Genomic DNA, 18,760 nt, shown 5'->3' with positions numbered 1-18,760 from the left:
CTGCGGATTTTATTCAGGCATCGTAACGCCGGTCGTTGCCTTCAGAGTTCCTTGCTTCAAATGAAACGGGATGATAGGTCGGTTCGGGCGGGATGAAGGAAGTCTGCTGTGACGAAATGGGCTTTGGCGCCGGGCGGAAATTGCTCTGCGATGGAACCGGATTGACTGGGCGGTTGATCTGCGAAGCAGGACGCAGGACAGGCTGGTTGACGGGTTGATTGTATTGATTGGGGCGCGGAGCCTGATTCTGATAAACCGGCCGCGGTTGCGGTTGGGGTCTCGGCGGGTTGTTGTATGTGCTTCGATACTCGTTTGCATTTGCAGTCGTGAAGAGACGGTCGCCTGCCAGCGAGAACGTGCCGATGATTAGAAGCCGCACCAGCCAGACCATGAAAGCGACGAAGATGGGCACGGCTTTGGTGAGAGTTTCCGAGCTCATCGCTGCGGTTCCCTGAATGTTGCCGTTGCTGGCAATTGCCACGGAAACGCCCCACCAGGTGAGGGTGGCGTTAAAACCGGCGGCAAGAAACCACGCGCCGAAGAGGTACCAGACCTCGGCGGGCTCATCCCGTCCCTGTTCGGGCGTGAAGATGCGGGCAATCCCCGCGAAGTCGATCCCGCAGAACGCGATGGCGAGAATGGTGGACCACTTCATGCCAGCGAAGGTCAGATCGCCGAGCATGTCGTGGAGGGCATACTGGGTTGTGCTGAAATTGAAAATCTCGAATGCCAGCAGGGCGCCGATGATCATCGCGCCCCACGCCGCGCCGCGGTTGAACTGCCGGTTATAGACGATGCCATTCCAAAGTCGCCTCAAACCATCTCCAAGCGGATTACGTCGGTAGTTGCTCATTTCGACCTCCTTGTCGAAAGTGACTGAACAAATGTTCTATTTACGACATGGATTTTAGAACAAATATTCTGCCGTGTCAAGGGGGAAAATAACTCTGTTAGTCCAAAGTAGAAATGTCCCTTTTCGCCAAAGTTAAAATGTCCCCTTTCTGGAGGACGCGAAATGGAGATATTGCAGATGAGCAGCAAGGAAATCAGCCGTTTGGAAGTGATGCAAAAGTTGCAGGAGAAACGCCTGAGCCAGAAAGAAGCCAGTACCATACTAGGCGTGAGTGTGCGTCAGATCAAACGCTTGTTGAAGTCATATCGTCGTGAAGGAACCAAAGGACTGGTCTGCAAACATCGCGGGCGAAGGGGGAACAATCGTCTGGATGAAAAAGTGTTGAGAAAAACACTGGATTTGTTGACAGGGAAGTACAAGGGGTTCGGACCAACCTTGGCATGGGAGAAGTTGGTGGAGAAGGAGAAGCTCAAGATCTCGGTGGAAAGCGTGCGTCAGCTCATGATCGCAGAGGGTTTGTGGAAAGCCCGCCGAGCGAAGAAAGCTGTGGTCCACCAACTGCGAGAACGGCGCGCCTGTGTGGGTGAACTGGTGCAAATCGATGGCTCGCCACATGCTTGGTTCGAAGGGCGAGCAGAAGCCTGTGTCTTGTTGGTGTTTATCGATGACGCGAGCGGGAAACTGCAACAATTGCATTTTGCCGTGAACGAGAGTTTTTTCAGTTACAGCGAAGCCGCCGAGGGCTATTTCAGGCAGCATGGCAAGCCCGTCGCCTTCTACAACGACAAACACGGCATTTTTCGGGTCAATCAAGCTTCCGTTGGGCAGGGAGAGGCTCTGACGCAGTTTGGACGTGCCATGCAGGATCTGGGCATCCAGGTCATTTGCGCCAATACACCGCAAGCCAAGGGACGCGTGGAACGGGTTATTCAAACCCTGCAAGACCGCTTGGTGAAAGAGTTGCGTTTGCGCGGTATTTCAAACATGACGGCTGGCAATGCTTACCTGTCTGAGTTTATCTCGGATTTCAATCAACGCTTTGCGGTGGAACCGCGTAGTTCCGTCAATGCCCATCGCGCCTTAACTCCAAAAGATGACCTGGCTGCCATTCTGACCTGGCAGGAGGTCCGCACGATTTCAAAGAACCTGACTGTGCAGTTTGAAAAAGTTGTGTATCAGATCCAGACCGACCGCCCTGCCTACGCATTGCGTAACGCTTCTGTCACGGTGTGTGTTAACGCTCAGCAACAGATCACTATTTTGTACAAGGGGAAACCCCTGCCTTATGAAATCTACCATCAACAGACCAGGCAGTCCAAAGTCGTGACGGCAAAAGATGTGGACGCTGAGATCAAAGCTCGCATCCCTTTCAAACCTGCTCCCGACCACCCGTGGCGCAAGGGATTTCCTTTCAAAAATCGCGCCAATGTCCCCGCCCCGCGGGGCGGGGACATTTCTATCTTGGACAATGGGTGACATTTCTACTTTGGGCTAACAGGGGGAAAATAACTCCCTCCTGCAGGAGGGCATCCCCGGCGGGCTTTGAGCCTATAATGCTTCAAACCGAACGAAGGAGAGATCATGCTGCCCCGGATGAAGGATTACCCCAGACTGAAGCCGTCCGATGTACGCCTGCTCGGCGAAAAGGCTGAAAACGGCTATTCCAAAAACCTGCTTGTCTTTCAATCCCCGTTTGGTTATCGCCGCATGGCGGGATTATTCGTGCCTGAAAAAGGCGGCCCGCATCCGTTGATCCTCTTCCTCCATTGGTACGAACCGGAAGCGCCAGATTCCAACCGCAGCCAGTTCGTTGAAGAAGCCATCGAAATGGCAAAGGCTGGCGCGATCTGCCTGACCGTTGAAACGCTTTGGTCCGACCCGGATTTCTTCCTGAAACGGACGCAATCCGACGACATGCAAAACTCGATGGAGGAAATCATCAACGAACGGCGCTTCATGGATTTTCTGACCTCACAGCCAAACGCCGACCCTTCGCGCTTCGCCCTTGTCGGTCATGATTTTGGCGGCATGTACGGGATTCTCGCCGGGAGTTTGGACAAACGCCCCAGCCATTACGTCATCATGGCAGCCACGCCTCGCTTCCCGGACTGGTATCTGTATATGCCGAAATTGGAGGGGGCGGCTCGGGAAGTTTTTCTTACTGAGATGTCTCTCATCGATCCGATCAACCATATCGCGGACCTTGCACCTTCTCCGATCTTATTTCAATTCGGTAACGATGACTTCCATGTTCCGCTCGACCGTGCGGACGAATTCTTCTCAGCGGCTAAGGAACCGAAGGAGAAGAAGATTTATAAAGCCGGACATGGATTGAATGAAGAGTCGACCGTGGATCGAAAGACATGGCTGAGAAATAAATTATCCTTGTGAGAAGAAAGAGATGGAGCCTGAGCTCCATCTCTTTTCATTCTGTTATCTTCCTTGCTTCCATATAGAAGCGTTTTTCCTTCGCTTCACCCATCGAGAACGTCTTGCGTGGCAGGGCGCCGTCGAGGATGACGGTTTTGAACAATTCGTTCTTGTGCATGCCCGCCAGATAAAAGCCGACATTCCCGCTTTGCAGCGACAAGCGTTCGACCACATCTTCGCCGTGGACGTAATCTATCTTTTCCGCGCCGCCGTTCTTCACGAATGGGTCGAGGAAGGCTTGCAGCGTTCCAACCGCCAGATTGGTGGACGGATTGGCTATCTCGATCACGCCGAACTGCTGTCCGCCTCCGACCACGCCGATGAGTTGATTTCCGCCAGAGGCAGCATCCACACGTTGAGTCATCTCCGCGCCATTGGCAACGGCAGTGTACTTGTAATTCGCGCCGAAGAAGGACTGCATCTCGGCAAAGACATCTTTCTTCAAACCGAACAACACGCGGTGAATTGGCTCAAATTCCAACGCCTCATCGTGGACGTTTTCAATTTCAACCAGGGCATAACGAGCGGGGTGATCCATGCTGACTTCACCCTTGATCTTTTCCCAAATGGCTTTGGCAGTGGCGAGTGAGTGATTGCCGTCGCCCATGGCAAAAAGCAAAATGGGCTGATTCGAGTCAAGATCATATTTTGAGGCGAAGGTTTCGGGTTTGGCAAGTCCGCGCAGGGCTTCGACGATTTTATTTTCAAAATCCGCGTTCACTGCATACCCGGCGAGGTGACCGCTGCCAAGCATTAGATCAAAATCATACAACTTCTGGAACTTGGACTTTGCCTCGGTCAACGGTTCGATGACGGTTTTGTTCGGATCGTCGATTAACACAAGGATGTGCGGGAATTCGAGCATCGCGCCTTCGCGGATCTTAATGCGCGGCGGGAGGCGGTCAATGATCGTCCCTTCGGTGGCGCGGATAAGGCTGGAGGAGCCTTTGTTGTAATCATAGCGTTCGAGGTCGAGGCAAAGCATCAGTCCCTTGCGGGTCTTGCCGCGCAGGGTCTTGCGCTCCACATACACAAATCCATCATGCGGCTGGAGGATGCCTTCATCCATGTATTTCTTCATCGCCGCTTGAATATTTTTGATGCGTTCATCGCCGCCTTCGCCTTCGAGATACACTTCAGGGAAGGTCAGGCGCAAGGTCGATGGCGCATCACCGACGATCTTCTCGACGTCATTCCAATACTCCGGCTCGGAGGTGAACTGGTCGCAGGCGATCACCGCCCATTTTTGCAGGACGGTGCCGGGTTTGGGCAAATACACGGTGGGGATTTGAATACCAATATCGCTGATGATTTTCATAATAAGGTTTCCTCGTATGCTTGGTGGTCGAGTAGCCCCGTTGTTCTTTGCGGGGCGTATCGAGACCACAAACTAAAAGTAAATTTGAAATTGGTGGTCTCGATACAGTTTCGGCTATTGCCTCGACTTACTCGACCACCAGAATTTATTATCTTCCGTTCTTCGAGAAGGCGATCAACTTCTCAGCCACTTCCGCGCCGACGCGAGCCTGGGCTTCCTTTGTCGCTGCGCCAATATGCGGGGATGCGATGACGTTGTCGAGTTTGGCGAGCTTCCAGTCGGTGGGGGGCTCTTCGTTGAAGACGTCCAGCGCGGCTCCGGCGACCTTACCGCTGGTCAGCGCTTCGTGGAGCGCCTCTTCGTTGACAATTCCGCCGCGCGCGCAGTTGACGATGCGGACCCCGTTCTTCATCTTGGCAAATTGTTCCTTGCTGATCATGTTGGCGGATTCTTTGGTCTTGGGCAGGTGTAGGCTGATGTAGTCAGCTTGAGCGAGCAATTCGTCGAGCGAGACGAGTTTGATGCCCTTATCTGTTTCCTTGACATAAGGGTCGTAAGCCACCACACTCATTTCCATGGCGATGGCGCGCTTGGCAACCTCCCTGCCGATGTTGCCGATGCCGATCAGACCGAGAGTCTTGCCGCCGATCTCATCTCCGTTGAAGGTTTTCTTTTCCCATTTTTCGGCTTTCATGGTGGCGGATGCGGTAAAGAGCGAGCGCGCCAGCATTAACATATATCCGATGGCGAGTTCTGCAACGGATTTGGAGTTGGCGAGCGGGGTGTTCATTACCACAATGCCTTTTTGCTTGGCATATTCGTGGTCGATGGTATCAAGTCCGGCGCCGCCGCGGACGATAACCTTGAGATTGGGGCAGGCATCGATCAGGTCTTTGCGGACCTTGGTGCGCGAGCGGACGACCATGCCGTCGTAATTTGGCAATTCGACCATGAGTTGTTCGGGTGTGATGTCGTCGCGGACATCCACGGTCAACCCGGCGGCGCGCATCTGTTCGATGTATTCCTTTTCCGTTTTGTCGCAGATAATGATTTTCATTGGTTGTCTCCTGATGCAAAGGCTTGAAATTAATAACAGGAACCGAACCGCCGAAGCGGCGAAGTTCCTGTTTGTGAATTCATGCGCAACACATCGGTCATTCTAACAATGGGAATTTTCTTTGTCAACGATATTAATCAGGCGGGAGTAGTGCTTATTGTTCTTGTAGATTTGTCTGACAAAATTTATAATGATTTGGATGGCGTTGTCTGATTTCCAAGAAAATGGATCGGTTTAGACAACTGCCTTTCGAAGGAGAATCAGGCCCAAGCCTTTGGGTGAGGCGCTTTTTGTTCAATTCATTCAATAACAGGAGTTTGAATCAATGTCCGAGCTAAAACGAGTCCATAATTTCAATCCGGGTCCGGGTGCGCTTCCTTTGGAGGTTCTGCAGGAGGCGCAGGCGGAGTTGCTCAATTTCAACGGTACGGGAATGTCTGTAATGGAGATCAGCCACCGCTCGAAGGAATTCGAAGCGGTCATCCAAACTGCGGAAGCGGACCTGCGGGAACTGCTGGGCATCCCGTCGAATTACAAGGTGATGTTTCTGCAGGGAGGCGCGACCCTGCAATTTGCGATGGCGCCGATGAACCTGCGCGCGTCTGGCGCGTCGGCCGATTACATCGTGACTGGGTCGTGGAGCAAGATCGCGTTGAAGGAAGCGAAAAAACTCGGCGCAGCCCGCGCCGCCGCGGATATGGAGTCGGAAAACTTCAACAGCCTGCCTGCAAAACTCGACCTCGACCCAAAAGCTGCGTATCTGCATTTCACATCGAATGAGACCATTCACGGCGTGGAATTCTTCAATGAGCCGGTCCCGCCCGACGGTGTGCCTTTGCTCTGCGACGTTTCATCCGATTTCATCAGCCGGCCGATCGATGTTTCAAAGTATGCGTTGATGTACGCGGGCGCGCAGAAGAATGCGGGTCCCTCCGGCGTGACGGTGGTGGTCATCCGTGACGATATGCTGGCGCGCACGCCAGCGAACCTGCCTGTGATGCTCGATTACAAGATTCTCGCCGAGAGCGGGTCGCTCCATAATACACCGCCTTCGTTCGCAATCTATATGGTAGGGCTGGTCTTCAAGTGGGCGAAGAAGATCGGCGGTCTGGCGGCTGTCGAAAAACGCAACCGCGAAAAAGCGGGCGTGGTATACGAAGCCATCGATAAAAGCGGCGGGTTCTATCGCGGACACGTCAAACCCGAAGCCCGCTCCCTGATGAACATTACTTTCCGGCTGCCCAGCGAAGCCCTTGAAGACTCGTTTGCCAAAGAAGCCAAGAAGGAAGGGATGATCGGCTTGAAGGGACATCGCTCCGTGGGCGGGATGCGCGCTTCAGTCTATAACGCGATGACGGTTGAAGGCGCACAGGAACTCTCGAAGTTTATGAAGGAATTTCAGCGGAAGAATGGTTAGACGGTAAATTTGTGAAAGACCTCCGAAATCCGGAGGTCTTTTTGTTTGTTAGTTCATCTCAAGGTTTTCGTACTTCGATGAGAATATTGTCAATGACCCTTAAATATTTCGAAACACCCAACGATGGTTGGACGGTGAACGGCTCGTCGGGGTATCGGTCTGCATAGTTGACGGTGATGATTCCGTTTTCGATGCTGGTTGTTTGCGGTGCGATGCGATCACCCAGGGAGACAGCGTTTGTGCCCAAATACGCCGTTTCGGTTTGTTCAGCGGCGACCACATAAAAAAAAGTCCCGCTTCCGCCGGAGGACTGAGTGAGGAGAAAGGCGACATCTTCCATGCCGTCGCCGTTCAAGTCGCCGAAGGCTTCGTTTCCAAAATAGCGGGTGGTGATCCTTGTCGCAGAACCCGGCGCAGATTCGATTTCGAAAAAACCATCTACAAGCGGCACGAATTGACCTTCGATCAAGTAGGTTGTATTCTTATAACCGCCCTTGCGGACCTGGGCTGCAGTCGCTTCGAGTCCCTGAATCGGCATTTCCGTAGAGGTTGACATGCAAGCGGCAAGAAGTATAGGCAGGATACAGGAAAAGGAAAATCGCTTCAATGCTTCTCCTAATGATAAGAATGGACAGCCATTCCGCATGGCAGCCCATCGTCTTTGATGACCTTATGGCAAGGCCGTGATCGTAAAATAATCGAACTGCGCTGGACCAGGTTCGGTGTCGGTCGCCTGCGCGGCGGTCAACCCGACGAAACCCGCCGTCATCGGCGATTGATGCGTGCCGATCACCTGCCAGTTTGTTCCGTCCAGGCTGGCGTAACCGGTGTAGGAGCTTCCTTCGCGGCGGAGTCTCAGTGAAACGGTATCGGTCTCGGTGATGGGAGTGGCGAAATTCTCCCCGCCGAATTTGCCGTCAACAAAGAGGTCGAAGTAGAAACCGTCTTTGGCAGGACATGGACCACAAAAGGCGCGTCCGAACTGAACGAAGTTCGGTCCGCTTTCGTAGATCACAAGCGCAGCGATCTGGAAGTTGCCTTCGGGCGTGAAGTTCACCTTCGTTTCCAGTTCGTAATTTCCCTCCGGTGCAGGGCGAAGTAGAAGGTTCTTTACTGTTCCGCCGATGTAGCCGGGTTGGGCGCTCATCTCCAGCCAACCGGGATTGTTCGTAAAGCTGTAATACCGGTCGTCTTTGTTCGTCCACGACCAGCCTTCTGCAAGTTTGCCGTCGAAATCGTCGCGGAAGAGGAGCGGGTCGGGCGTGGCCGTCGGCTCAAGTGTGGCGGTGGGTGGGGGCGGGACGGGTGTATCCGTCGGCGGCGGGGGAGGCGGTTCGGTGGGCGTGGGGGCGGGCGAGTTACAAGCTGTCAAAACCAGAATGATGCACGTGACAATTGCGACAATCAGGATTCTTTTCATGGACATTTCCTTTTTGGAGTGATTGCATATGCAGGCAAACGCCCGCATCGCCAGATCAATGCATATCCATTATAGAGAATCGAAAACGCATCACGAAAGTGACAAACTTCCGTATTTTGTTTTTTCACCCCTTGACGTACGATAGCTTTTCGCTGATCAGTTTGTCCTGAATCTTGAAGATGTCCACGCCGCGCACGTGACCGTCGCCCCACGAATATTTCCAGCGCATCACGCAGTGATTCCCCAAGCCGAAGATTTCCTCGATCTCTATGTGCGCCTGTGGAGACTCGCGGAAGAACTCCTCCCAAAAACGAGTCACGGCGGCTTTGCCGGAAAATCTCGTCCCATCCGGCGCGGGATGCGTATTCTCGAAGACGCAGTCCTCCGCCATCAACTCCATCATGCCGGGAACATCGTGGCGATTGAACGCATCATTGAATTCGATCACGATCCTCACCCCTGCTTCGACCTTCGACAAACGCGCTGGGCTCATGATGTGTCTCCTTTTTACTACGGAGAGCACGGAGAAATCCAAAAACTTTTCTCCGTGCTCTCTGTGTCCTATAAGGTTAAATCTTTCCGCCTGCCAGCGCCGCCTCGATGATCTGCTGCACGCGCGGCGCCATGCTCGACGGGTCGGGATGCAGACCTTCCACCAGCAACGCGCTGTCGAAGATCTGCTCGATCACGATGGTTTGCAAGTTCGAGCCTGCTTCAAGTTTGAGCAGGTTCTTCAAAATCTCGTGCGAAGGATTCAACTCCAATACCTTTTTCGGAATCTCGTACTCTTTACCGAGATATTTATACACCCGCTGCAGGTCGGGATTTGAACTGGCATCCGCATCCACCAGCCGCGCCACGGATTGAACTAGCCGCTTGCTCGCGCGCACGTCTGTGACCCGCTCGCCCAATACCTGCTTGAACTTCTCGATGAGCGAATTGAACTCGCCTTCCGGGATTTTCTCCGCCTCAGACTCCGCCCTGGGCTGGTCAGCCCCATCAACTTCCGCCCCGGCGACGTTTTTCAACTCAAAGTCCTTGAACTTGCGCAGACCCATCAACATGAACGAATCCATTGGCTCGGTCAGAAGCAGGACTTCCGTCTTGTTCGCTTGGAACGCATCCAGGTGCGGGCTCTGCAGTACGGATTTGGGGTCTTCGCCCACAATGTAGTAAATGACCTTCTGCCCATCCTTCATGCGCGAAGCGTATTCTTCCAGCGAGGACCAGGCTTCGGGCTGGAGATTTGTCTTGAACCGCAAAAGAGGCGTGATCGTCTCGGCATCCGCCGGGCTGGCGGCGATGCCCTGTTTGAGATAAACGCCGAACTCATTCCAGAAGTTGTTATATTTCTCAGCGTCCTTCTTTGCCAGTGACTCCAACTCCTTGATGACCTGATTGGTCAACACCTTTTTCAGTTTCGGTATCAAGCCGCTCGATTGCACGGTCTCGCGAGACACATTCAGCGGCAAATCCTCCGAATCCACCACGCCTTGAACGAAGCGCAGATACTCGGGCAATAAATCCTTGTTGTACTCGTCGATCAGGATGTTGCGCGAGTACAACTTCAAGCCGTCATCCTTGCGAAGCGAGAACATATTCCGCTCGGCTTTGGCAGGAATATATAACAACGCATACAACTGCACCGGCGCATCCGTGACCATGTGGATGTGCAGGAGCGGGTCTTCGAAATCCAGCGTCGTCTGACGGTAGAAATCCTTGTATTCCTCCTCCTTGATTTCATTGCGAGCCGTGCGCCACAGCGACGTCTGTTTGTTTACCGGCTTTTCCTCGCTCCCAACATAAATGGGAAAGCCGATGTAATCGGAATGTTTGTGGATGATGTTCTTGACGCGATATTCCTCGGCAAATTCCGCCGCGTCCTCTTTGAGTTTGATCTCGACCTGCGTTCCTCGTTCGGTCATTTCAGCCGGACCCACTTCATATGAGTCATCTCCGGTTGCATACCAACTCACCGCCGGTGCATCCGGGTGGAAGGAACGCGACGTGACCCGTACCCACTCCGCGACCATGAATACCGAATAAAATCCCACGCCGAACTGACCGATCATCCCGGAAGCATCGAGGCTTTTTTCCTTTGCCGTTTCCAGAAACCTCCGCGCGCTGGATTGGGCAATCGTGCCGAGATGGTCGATGATCTCCTCGCGCGTCATGCCGATTCCCGTATCCGTGATCGTGAGCGTGCGATTGTCTTTGTCGGCTTTGATATGGATCTTTAGTTCCGCTTTGGGATCGACCACATCCTGTGTCGTCAGCATCTCGAATCGCAGGCGGTTGATCGCATCCGAGGCGTTCGAGATCAGTTCGCGCAAAAAGACCTCGCGGTCCTTATACAGCGAATGGATGAGGATATGCAGCAGCTGCCTGGTCTCTGCCTTGAAGTTGAATTGCTGGGGGGCGGTATCCGTCATGTCTGCCTCCTGGAGGACGAAGTTGTTACCTTGTTATATCCGGCTTGCGTAAAAATTTCGTAAGAGAATCCGCCCATCCTGGTGACCTTTGTCACTTTGGCGGGAGGGTCGTAAAGCCTATAATTTTTAAAGAAAACGAACTAGGCGCGCAGAAGACGTTCTATATCGTCTGCTGCGCATGGATAAAGGAGAATACGAATGTCGAAGCTCGATGGAATGGTTCAAGATTTTCTCGCCCAAAAACGGATCGCCGTTGTGGGTGTTTCGGACAAACGCGAAACGGGCTGTAATATGGCCTATCAAAGATTCAAGGATGCGGGTTACGAAGTCTTCGCGGTCAACCCGCGCATCGCCTCCTTCCAGGGCGACGCCTGTTACCCCGACCTGAAATCGATTCCGTCCAAGCCGGACGCTGTCTTCATTCTCACCAGCCCCAAAGTGACCGACCAGGTTGTGAATCAATGCGTGGATTTGGGAATTAAGCACGTCTGGATGCACTGCATGATGGGCACCAAGCCCGGCTTGGTTCAAAGCATGACCAGCGTCTCCCAATCCGCAGTGGATGTGTGCAAAGCCAACGGCATCGCCGTCATCCCCGGCTCGTGCCCCAACCAGTATTTGAATCCCGACGGCGGTCACAAATTGATGCGCGGGCTTTGGAAATTGTTCGGCTTTATGAGCGTGAATTAGGAATACTCCTCTTTCATCATTCTTTCGAACCCCCGCTTCGTGAGTTGACTTAACTCCTCGAACAGTTCCCTCTCGACCTTTTTGAAGTTGAAGCAGGACTTGCCCTGCATGTGCTTCTTGAGTTCGGGAGAGATACTATTTAACAGGTCGGGATACATGTAAACCGGCATGAGATAGAAGGAAACGTAATTCTTTTTGATATGCGTTGAAGCGAAATACAGTTCCTTCTTCCATTTTTCACTGTATGGACCGTCGAGATAGTACGCGCTCTTCGTGTCGTTCTTGACGGTCAGCTTTTTGGCGTACGGCTTGAGGATGGCTTTGAGGTTTTCAAAGACGGCGGGGAGTTCATTTTGAGCGGGCATGATTATATAACTCCTTTTATAAAGGCCAAAACACCAGAATCAAGGTAATCGAAACCAATAGAACGATGGCTTCCAACGACAATCCCATTCGCCAGTAATCACCGAACTTATATCCACCGGGTCCCATCACCAACGTATTGGATTGATGTCCAATCGGCGTGAGGAACGCGCATGACGCACCGATCGCGATCGCCATCAAAAATGGATCAACCGAAGCGGACATTCCCTGCGCGATGCCAATGGCAATTGGCGCCATCAGCACGACCGCAACCGCATTATTCACCAGATCCGAAAGGAACATGGTGACCACTAAAACAATGATCAAAGCTGCCGCAGGAGGCAGTCCCGCCGATACTTGCAGGATCGACTCAGCGATCAATTTCGCACCACCGGTCGTTTCCAGCGCTGTACCGACAGGGATCATCGCACCGAGCAGGATAATAATTGACCAGTCCACGCTTTCATAGGCTTCTCGCAGGTTGACGATCCTGGTCAAAACCATCAGGAGCACGGCAGCAGTGAATGCCATTTGCACAGGGAGCAGCCCAATGGCAGAAATGATCAAGGCGGAAATAAAAATACCGAGGGCAAGATACAGCTGTCCCTTTGGAGTAACGAGGCGCAGATCGCGTTGGGCAAGCGGCAGGCATCCAAGCCGATCCATGACTTCTTTAAGAGTATCCACATGGCTTTGCAAAAGCAATACATCCCCATTTTGGAAACGGGTGCTATCGAGCCTGGCACGTAAAAGTTTTCCCTGGCGAGAGATCGCCAGCAGATTGACACCATAACTTCCGCGCAGATTGAGCGTACGCGGCGTGCCGCCAATCATGATCGAGTTTGGCATCACCACACCTTCGAAGAGGGTGACGTCATCGGAATCGAGCTCTGACGGCGGGATCTCCTTGTCACCAACGAGTTCCAGTCCTGAAGTTTCAATCAGTTTTTTGATGTTCTCAGCATCGGCGCTGACAATGAGGATGTCCCCCGAAAGCAGCTTGGTCTGTGCGGACGGCTCCATACGGCGCTCGCTGCCGCGAATCAACCCGATCACGATCACTTCGGATTTGGAAAAATCTGCGATTTCGTGCAACCTTTTACCGTCCACACTTGATTTCTTGGGGATTTTTACTTCGGTGATGTAGTTTTCGATATCGAACAAGCCCTCGACATCCGATCTGCTTTTACGGGCGGGGATGAGCCGCCAGCCGATGAGAATAATGAACAGAATGCCTGCAACCGCTACACCCGTACCGACAGGCGTGAAATCGAACATGGCAAAAGGTGGCGCGCCTGTGCTCTCGCGGAAGGATGAAACAATGATATTCGGCGGTGTTCCGATCAGAGTGGTCATGCCGCCAAGCAGGGATGCGAAAGCCAGCGGCATCAACAGCGTTGAGGCGGGGATCTTTTTCGTTTTCGATATCTGCAGCACAACCGGCAGCATTAAAGCCAAGGCACCTACATTATTCATGAATGCCGATAAAAATGCCACAATGGCTGTCAAGGCTGCAAGTTGAATAATTACACCCCCCTTAAGACTGGAAAGCCAGTATCCGATCATGCCAACAATGCCCGAATTCTGCAAGCCGCGACTGAGGACAAGTACAGCCGCTACCGTCACAACGGCGGGGTTGCCAAAGCCAATAAAAGCCTGTTCGATTGGAATCAGCCCGGTCAATGTGACGATAAGCAGCGCCAGCAAGGCAACCACGTCATACCGCCAGCGCCCGGTGACGAAAAGGACGAGGGTGAGTAAAAGCGTGCCAAAGACAAGCCACTGTTCCAAGGTCATCAGATATCCGATTAAGGCGTTACAATAATTTCCATGTATACAGTATCGCCAAATATATTCCCATCCGGGTCGAGAGCCTGCCAGACGGTTTGATACGTCCCCGGTTCGGTGGGAGCGGTGAAAACGATGCGCAATGTGACTTGCACCCCGGATCGGGCGGGGAATAACGGCTGTTCTTCGCTGACGCCCAATGTATAACCGCCGACCCATTTCAGTTTGTAGGTTGAGTCCCAATCGCAGGTGCCGTCGTTTTGGACGAGCCATTGTTTATCAATGGCTGCGCCCGGGGTGAAGGTTGTGCCGTCTTCGACGGTCAGGTCGTCGAGGAAGGTCAATTCATTTGTGCAGGGACCGAGGTCTGGAGTCAGAGTCGGCGGGAGGGTGGGTGTGGGCGTGGATGTTGGCGTTGGAGGAATCGCCGTCGGTTGTATCGCTGTCGGCGGGCGGAAAGGCGTCGGCGTGGGTTGAGGGGAACAAGCAGCAGCGAAACAAAGGATGGAGGGGAGAATCAGGAATCGGCTAAGAACGAAGCGGGACGACATCATAAGAAAAAGTGGACACGTTTCCGTGTCCACTGTATTTTACGCTTCTTCTTCATTCCCGGCTGGGACTTCTTCGCCTCCGCCGTCGCCCATGTCTAGCGGAAGGGCGATCTCGCCGCTCAACGATTTCTGGCGGATGACGCTCTCGATCTCGTTCATCAGGTCGGGGTTGGAGCGCAGGTAATCCTTGGCGTTTTCGCGCCCCTGACCGATGCGGATGTCGCCGTAGGAGAAGAACGCGCCGCGCTTCTGGATGACCTCGAACTTGGTCGCCAGGTCGAGCACATCGCCGCTCTTCGAGATGCCTTCGTTGAACATGATGTCAAACTCGGCGGTGCGGAACGGCGGTGCGACTTTGTTCTTGACGACCTTGACGCGGGTGCGGTTGCCGATGACTTCCTCGCCCAGTTTGATGGACTGGATGCGGCGCACGTCGAGACGGAGCGAGGCGTAGAACTTGAGAGCCTGACCGCCGGTGGTGGTTTCGGGGTTGCCGAACATGACGCCGATCTTCTGGCGGAGTTGATTTGTAAAGATGACGGAGGTCTTGGTCTGGTTGATCGCGCCGGAGAGTTTGCGCAAAGCCTGAGACATGAGCCGCGCCTGAACACCCATTGTGGCGTCGCCCATATCGCCTTCGATCTCGGAACGCGGGACGAGCGCGGCGACGGAGTCAACGACGACAACGTCAACCGCGCCCGAACGGACAAGGGTCTCGGCAATTTCGAGCGCCTGTTCGCCAGTATCGGGTTGCGAGACGAGCAGGTTGTCAATATCCACACCGAGGCGCGCGGCATAGACGGGGTCGAGCGCATGTTCCATATCTATGAAAGCGGCCGTGCCGCCCGCCTTTTGCGCTTCGGCGACGATGTGCAGACAAAGCGTGGTCTTGCCGGAAGATTCAGGCCCGTAGATTTCGATCACACGCCCGCGCGGAACGCCGCCGACGCCGAGGGCAATGTCGAGGGAGAGCGAGCCGGTGGGGATGATCTCGGTCACCATGCCTTGCGCTTCGCCGAGGCGCATAATGGAACCGTCGCCGTAGCGTTTGAGGATGTCGCCGACTGCTTTATCTAAAACGGCGCGTTTTGCGTTATCGATGTTTTGAGAGGGTGCAGACTCTGCGGCTGCGGCGCGTTTTCTGGCCATGTGTTTTTCTCCATTTTTTCTTAACCACAAAGGATACAGGTTCGACAGGGGTCGGGTGGGTTAAGGTACGGCGAGTATAGCACAGTTGTTCTAAACGTCAAGAGGTCGAAAAGAGGTTCCAAGTTTCAGGTTCCAAGTGTTAGGTTCAGGCGCTAAAGGGTCTGATAGGAAGGTTTTTTAACGCAAAGTCGCAAGGATGCAAAGTTTAAGTGGTTTTTTAGCGCCTTCGCGTCTTTGCGATTATGGTTTGGGAGTTGGTGTGGGCGGCAAAACCTCCGGCAAAAACTCCAGCGTCGGCGCGGGGGGACGGGCGACGGTAAAACCTTCTTCGTTCTTATACGTGAAGTACGTGACCTGACCGGGGAAGATCTCCACCCAGGTCTGCACGCGCTCATCGTCATATTTGAACGAGACTTTATAAATGCCTGCAGGCAGGTCGCCCAGGACTAAATTCTCCTGATAGTACGGGTCCGGGTTGACCGCGCCGCCCTTGCCGTAAGTGCGGACCGTGAACGTGCGCGAGGCGCGTTCGGGCGCGACCAAAACTTCCATCTGCTGAATCAGTTCATCCTTTTCGTTGACGATGCGTCCCGCCAATACGCCCCATCCCTGCGGGGGAGCGATCCAAAGTTCTGGATTATATGTATAGAAGAAGGAATTATTCGGGAAGCGCACTTCAAAATGCAGATGCGGACCCGTCGTCGCGCCGGTCGAACCGACGAAGCCGATGACTTCGCCCGTTTCCACATGCTGGCTGACGATCACGTTCATCAGGCTCATGTGGGCATAGATCGTATATAACTGCTGGTCGTTATAACCGAAGTCATGCCGGATCGCCACAGCCAAACCATACGGGTCGGTCGTATCGCCGGGCGTTTCAAGAAACAAACCCCAACCAGCCCAAACCACCGTCCCGGGTCCTGCCGCCAAAATCGGTGTGCCTTCGGGCGAAGGAATGTCCACACCGGTATGCACGATATTGCGCCCAAAGAACACGCCGCCATAACGATAATCCGCAACGGGCCAGTTGGTCTGGTTTGCGGCAATGGGACGTGTGAAAAAGAAATGATCGTAGGGAGAGATCGCCCACGGCACCGGGTAAAGAGGCGGACGCCAGTTCGTGATCGGTTCCGCGCCGGGTGTGGGAAGGCTGAACTGAAACGGCTGGGGCGATGGAGTGATCACCGCCTCGAACGGGACCTCGGACTGACTCAGCGCTTCGGGCTGGATCACCGGCGTGGGCGTGGATGAACCGATCTCGTAAGTGCAGGAGACGAGGAAAAGAGGAAACAAGATAGAGGAAAGAAGGCGTTTGAGAGTCATTTTTTCTTCGTCATTGCGAGCGGGTGAAACGGGCGGAGCAATCTTGATAGCCATTTGATGAGATTGCTTCGGGCGAAGAGCAAAAGCGCCCTCGCAATGACAGAGTTAGCTATGGAATCACCGTCGGCGGGGTCGGCGTGGATGTAGGCGGAGGCGGTGTGGTTGTGATCGTGGGAGTCAACGACGGCGTGAAGGTCATGCGCGGAGTGCGGGTGGGACGTTTCGTCGGTGTGAGAGTTGCAGTGTTCGTGGGAGTTAACGTCGGAGCCAAAACTTTGGTCGGTGTGACGAGCGCTTCGACCGGATACAACTCCTGCATGGCTTGGTACCAATTCAATCCGCCGGTCATTGCATAGGTGGTGAAGCGCGCGCCTTTGTAATAAGTGCGCCAGGTCGGTAATGAAGGCAATCGTTCCCAGCCGTAGGCTTGCGCGAGGGATGTGACATCCACCCAATACCCGGCGGGGACGGGCGCATAATCGCCTCCCTGTTCGTACGTGCGCGGGTCAAGGTCGTAACGCGCATTGAGATTCCACGGCGCATTGTGGATCGGCTCGCCGAGAGAACCGTCCTGCACGGCGCAGCGGATGTAAACACGCCAATAGGTCAATGCGCCAACATCTTCGCGTAGTGTGACCATCCAACCGGCGTTTGACATTAACGAGTTGATCGCAAACGCGCGACCGGTATAAAGCCAGTCATCGTCCAAGCCCGGTTCGAGGGAGGTCGTCAAGGGGACGAATGCGTTCTCCAGACTTGCAAGCGCATCCCAGCCTGCCTCTTGAGAAACGCGCTGGCGCAGGGCGTTGAACGATTCATCGACGAGATCGTGCAATTGAGGGAAGGGCGCCTGCACATCGTTGATGGGCACAACAGTGAAGCGTTGATTCGGAACATCGCCGCCCGGGGTGACGATGGGAGACCAAAGCGCTCCCGGCGTTTGCTCCGCGGCCTGGGTCCACGAATCAGGCAGAGGCTGGGGAAGAGCCGCGCTTCCCCAGGTCATGCCGCGCACGCGTCCGCTGAGGGGAATCGATGAGATGAGAATGTCCCCTTGAAGATTGTACAAGGTCAGGAAGGTTTGGTTCGGAGCGCTGACTGCCGCGAGCACGCGGTCTTCGGCTTCGTTCCATGTGCCGATGCTTCCGTCGCCGACCCAATGCGCAGAGCGATTCGGTTCAGCGGCATTCCAGATATACAGGCCGCTAAAACCGACCGTTTGCGAAATGGACGACCACAACAATTGCGAGCCGTCGCGATTCCAAAATGGGAAGTTCTCGGATGCGAACGGCGTGTTGCTCAGGTTTTGATAGCGGTCGTCGCCGGCGAGGTCGAGGTCTGCAAGCCAGACGTCGCTGTCGCCGCCGCGCGTGGAGATGAAAGCCACATGCCGCCCGTCCGGCGCCCAGGCGGGGGAATGATCCGACGCGGGATGCTGGGTGAGCGGGACGATCTCGCCTGAGTCGACATTGACAACCGCGATCTCGAGGTTATCGTTTTGATATGTTTCGAATGCCAGCCATTGCCCATCCGGCGACCACGATGGAGCCGAATCATATTGCAGCGAATTGGTGACCTGCTTGATCTCGCCGGTATCGAGCGCCATCACGTACAGGTCCCAATCGCCGTCGCGATCTGACGCGAATGCAATTTTGGTCCCATCCGCGTTGAACGCCGGAGTGATGTCGTTTGAATCCCCGGATGTGATGCGCGCAAACGTCAGGTCGTGCGAGCGGAAAAGAAAGAGATGGGCGAACCCGTTCTCTTCGATGGAAAGGAAGGCGGCTTCACTGGCAGGATCGATGACCCGTACTGGAGTCTCTTCGACGATCTGCGGCTCTTCCGTCGGGACGCCTGTCGCTTGCGCTTCAGGCTGGACGCACGCTCCGAGCAGGAGACTTATGAATATAACGATCCATGTCACTCTGAGCGAAGCGACCGAAGAATGACAGATGCCATGTAGAATCAT

16 protein-coding genes and 1 pseudogene are annotated in these 18,760 nt (G+C 54.2%); 4 read left to right on the top strand and 13 right to left on the bottom strand.

Annotated elements, in window-relative coordinates; genetic code table 11:
- Nucleotides 1-13 precede the first annotated feature (13 nt).
- Nucleotides 14-853, bottom strand: coding sequence for a hypothetical protein (locus HS100_01825; protein MBE7432632.1), 840 nt, complete (start codon nt 851-853; stop codon nt 14-16).
- A gap of 162 nt (nt 854-1,015) precedes the next feature.
- Between HS100_01825 and HS100_01820 the strand changes: the two are divergent.
- Together HS100_01820 and HS100_01815 are read left to right on the top strand one after the other, a co-directional pair.
- Nucleotides 1,016-2,251 (top strand): annotated as a pseudogene (locus HS100_01820) (ISNCY family transposase).
- Between the two features lie 183 nt (nt 2,252-2,434).
- Nucleotides 2,435-3,244, top strand: coding sequence for a hypothetical protein (locus HS100_01815; protein MBE7432631.1), 810 nt, complete (start codon nt 2,435-2,437; stop codon nt 3,242-3,244).
- Nucleotides 3,245-3,278: 34 nt separating this feature from the next.
- On the opposite strand, the gene HS100_01810 is transcribed toward HS100_01815, so the two are convergent.
- Nucleotides 3,279-4,601, bottom strand: coding sequence for a DUF1015 domain-containing protein (locus HS100_01810; GenBank protein ID MBE7432630.1), 1,323 nt, complete (start codon nt 4,599-4,601; stop codon nt 3,279-3,281).
- Nucleotides 4,602-4,749: 148 nt separating this feature from the next.
- On the bottom strand, nt 4,750-5,658 hold the full coding sequence (locus HS100_01805; protein ID MBE7432629.1) for a hydroxyacid dehydrogenase: 909 nt from the start codon (nt 5,656-5,658) through the stop codon (nt 4,750-4,752).
- Nucleotides 5,659-5,983: 325 nt separating this feature from the next.
- On the opposite strand from HS100_01805, the gene serC reads away from it, so the two are divergent.
- On the top strand, nt 5,984-7,075 hold the full coding sequence (gene serC / locus HS100_01800; GenBank protein ID MBE7432628.1) for a phosphoserine transaminase: 1,092 nt from the start codon (nt 5,984-5,986) through the stop codon (nt 7,073-7,075).
- A gap of 58 nt (nt 7,076-7,133) precedes the next feature.
- Here the strand turns inward: serC and HS100_01795 are convergent, their stop codons facing one another.
- The 4 genes from HS100_01795 to htpG form a co-directional block, all read right to left on the bottom strand.
- On the bottom strand, nt 7,134-7,631 hold the full coding sequence (locus HS100_01795; GenBank protein ID MBE7432627.1) for a hypothetical protein: 498 nt from the start codon (nt 7,629-7,631) through the stop codon (nt 7,134-7,136).
- 114 nt (nt 7,632-7,745) lie between these two features.
- The gene (locus HS100_01790; protein ID MBE7432626.1) at nt 7,746-8,495 is read right to left on the bottom strand and encodes a DUF1349 domain-containing protein; all 750 of its coding nucleotides are present in this window, start codon (nt 8,493-8,495) and stop codon (nt 7,746-7,748) included.
- A gap of 124 nt (nt 8,496-8,619) precedes the next feature.
- Nucleotides 8,620-8,988, bottom strand: coding sequence for a nuclear transport factor 2 family protein (locus tag HS100_01785; protein ID MBE7432625.1), 369 nt, complete (start codon nt 8,986-8,988; stop codon nt 8,620-8,622).
- A 76-nt stretch (nt 8,989-9,064) separates the two neighbouring features.
- On the bottom strand, nt 9,065-10,927 hold the full coding sequence (gene htpG / locus HS100_01780) for a molecular chaperone HtpG (protein MBE7432624.1): 1,863 nt from the start codon (nt 10,925-10,927) through the stop codon (nt 9,065-9,067).
- Nucleotides 10,928-11,125: 198 nt separating this feature from the next.
- Between htpG and HS100_01775 the strand changes: the two genes are divergently transcribed.
- Entirely contained in the window at nt 11,126-11,617 is a 492-nt protein-coding gene (locus tag HS100_01775) for a CoA-binding protein (protein ID MBE7432623.1), read from the top strand.
- On the opposite strand, the gene HS100_01770 is transcribed toward HS100_01775, so the two are convergent.
- The 6 genes from HS100_01770 to HS100_01745 form a co-directional block, all read right to left on the bottom strand.
- The gene (locus tag HS100_01770) at nt 11,614-11,982 is read right to left on the bottom strand and encodes a hypothetical protein (protein ID MBE7432622.1); all 369 of its coding nucleotides are present in this window, start codon (nt 11,980-11,982) and stop codon (nt 11,614-11,616) included. The genes HS100_01775 and HS100_01770 overlap by 4 nt on opposite strands.
- Before the next feature lie 16 nt (nt 11,983-11,998).
- Complete coding sequence (locus HS100_01765; protein MBE7432621.1) at nt 11,999-13,777, bottom strand: anion permease; 1,779 nt, start codon at nt 13,775-13,777, stop codon at nt 11,999-12,001.
- Nucleotides 13,778-13,788: 11 nt separating this feature from the next.
- Entirely contained in the window at nt 13,789-14,319 is a 531-nt protein-coding gene (locus tag HS100_01760) for a hypothetical protein (GenBank protein MBE7432620.1), read from the bottom strand.
- A gap of 39 nt (nt 14,320-14,358) precedes the next feature.
- Nucleotides 14,359-15,468, bottom strand: coding sequence for a recombinase RecA (gene recA, locus HS100_01755; protein MBE7432619.1), 1,110 nt, complete (start codon nt 15,466-15,468; stop codon nt 14,359-14,361).
- 240 nt (nt 15,469-15,708) lie between these two features.
- On the bottom strand, nt 15,709-16,845 hold the full coding sequence (locus tag HS100_01750; GenBank protein MBE7432618.1) for a M23 family metallopeptidase: 1,137 nt from the start codon (nt 16,843-16,845) through the stop codon (nt 15,709-15,711).
- Nucleotides 16,846-16,900: 55 nt separating this feature from the next.
- Nucleotides 16,901-18,760 carry a TolB family protein gene (locus tag HS100_01745; GenBank protein ID MBE7432617.1) on the bottom strand — a complete coding sequence of 620 codons (1,860 nt, stop codon included), beginning with the start codon at nt 18,758-18,760 and terminating at the stop codon, nt 16,901-16,903.

This window comes from Anaerolineales bacterium, from assembly GCA_015075725.1.
Taxonomy (GTDB): domain Bacteria; phylum Chloroflexota; class Anaerolineae; order Anaerolineales; family Villigracilaceae; genus Villigracilis.
The sequence above is the reverse complement of the archived record's forward strand: the minus strand, read 5'-3'. Positions and strand labels throughout refer to the sequence as shown.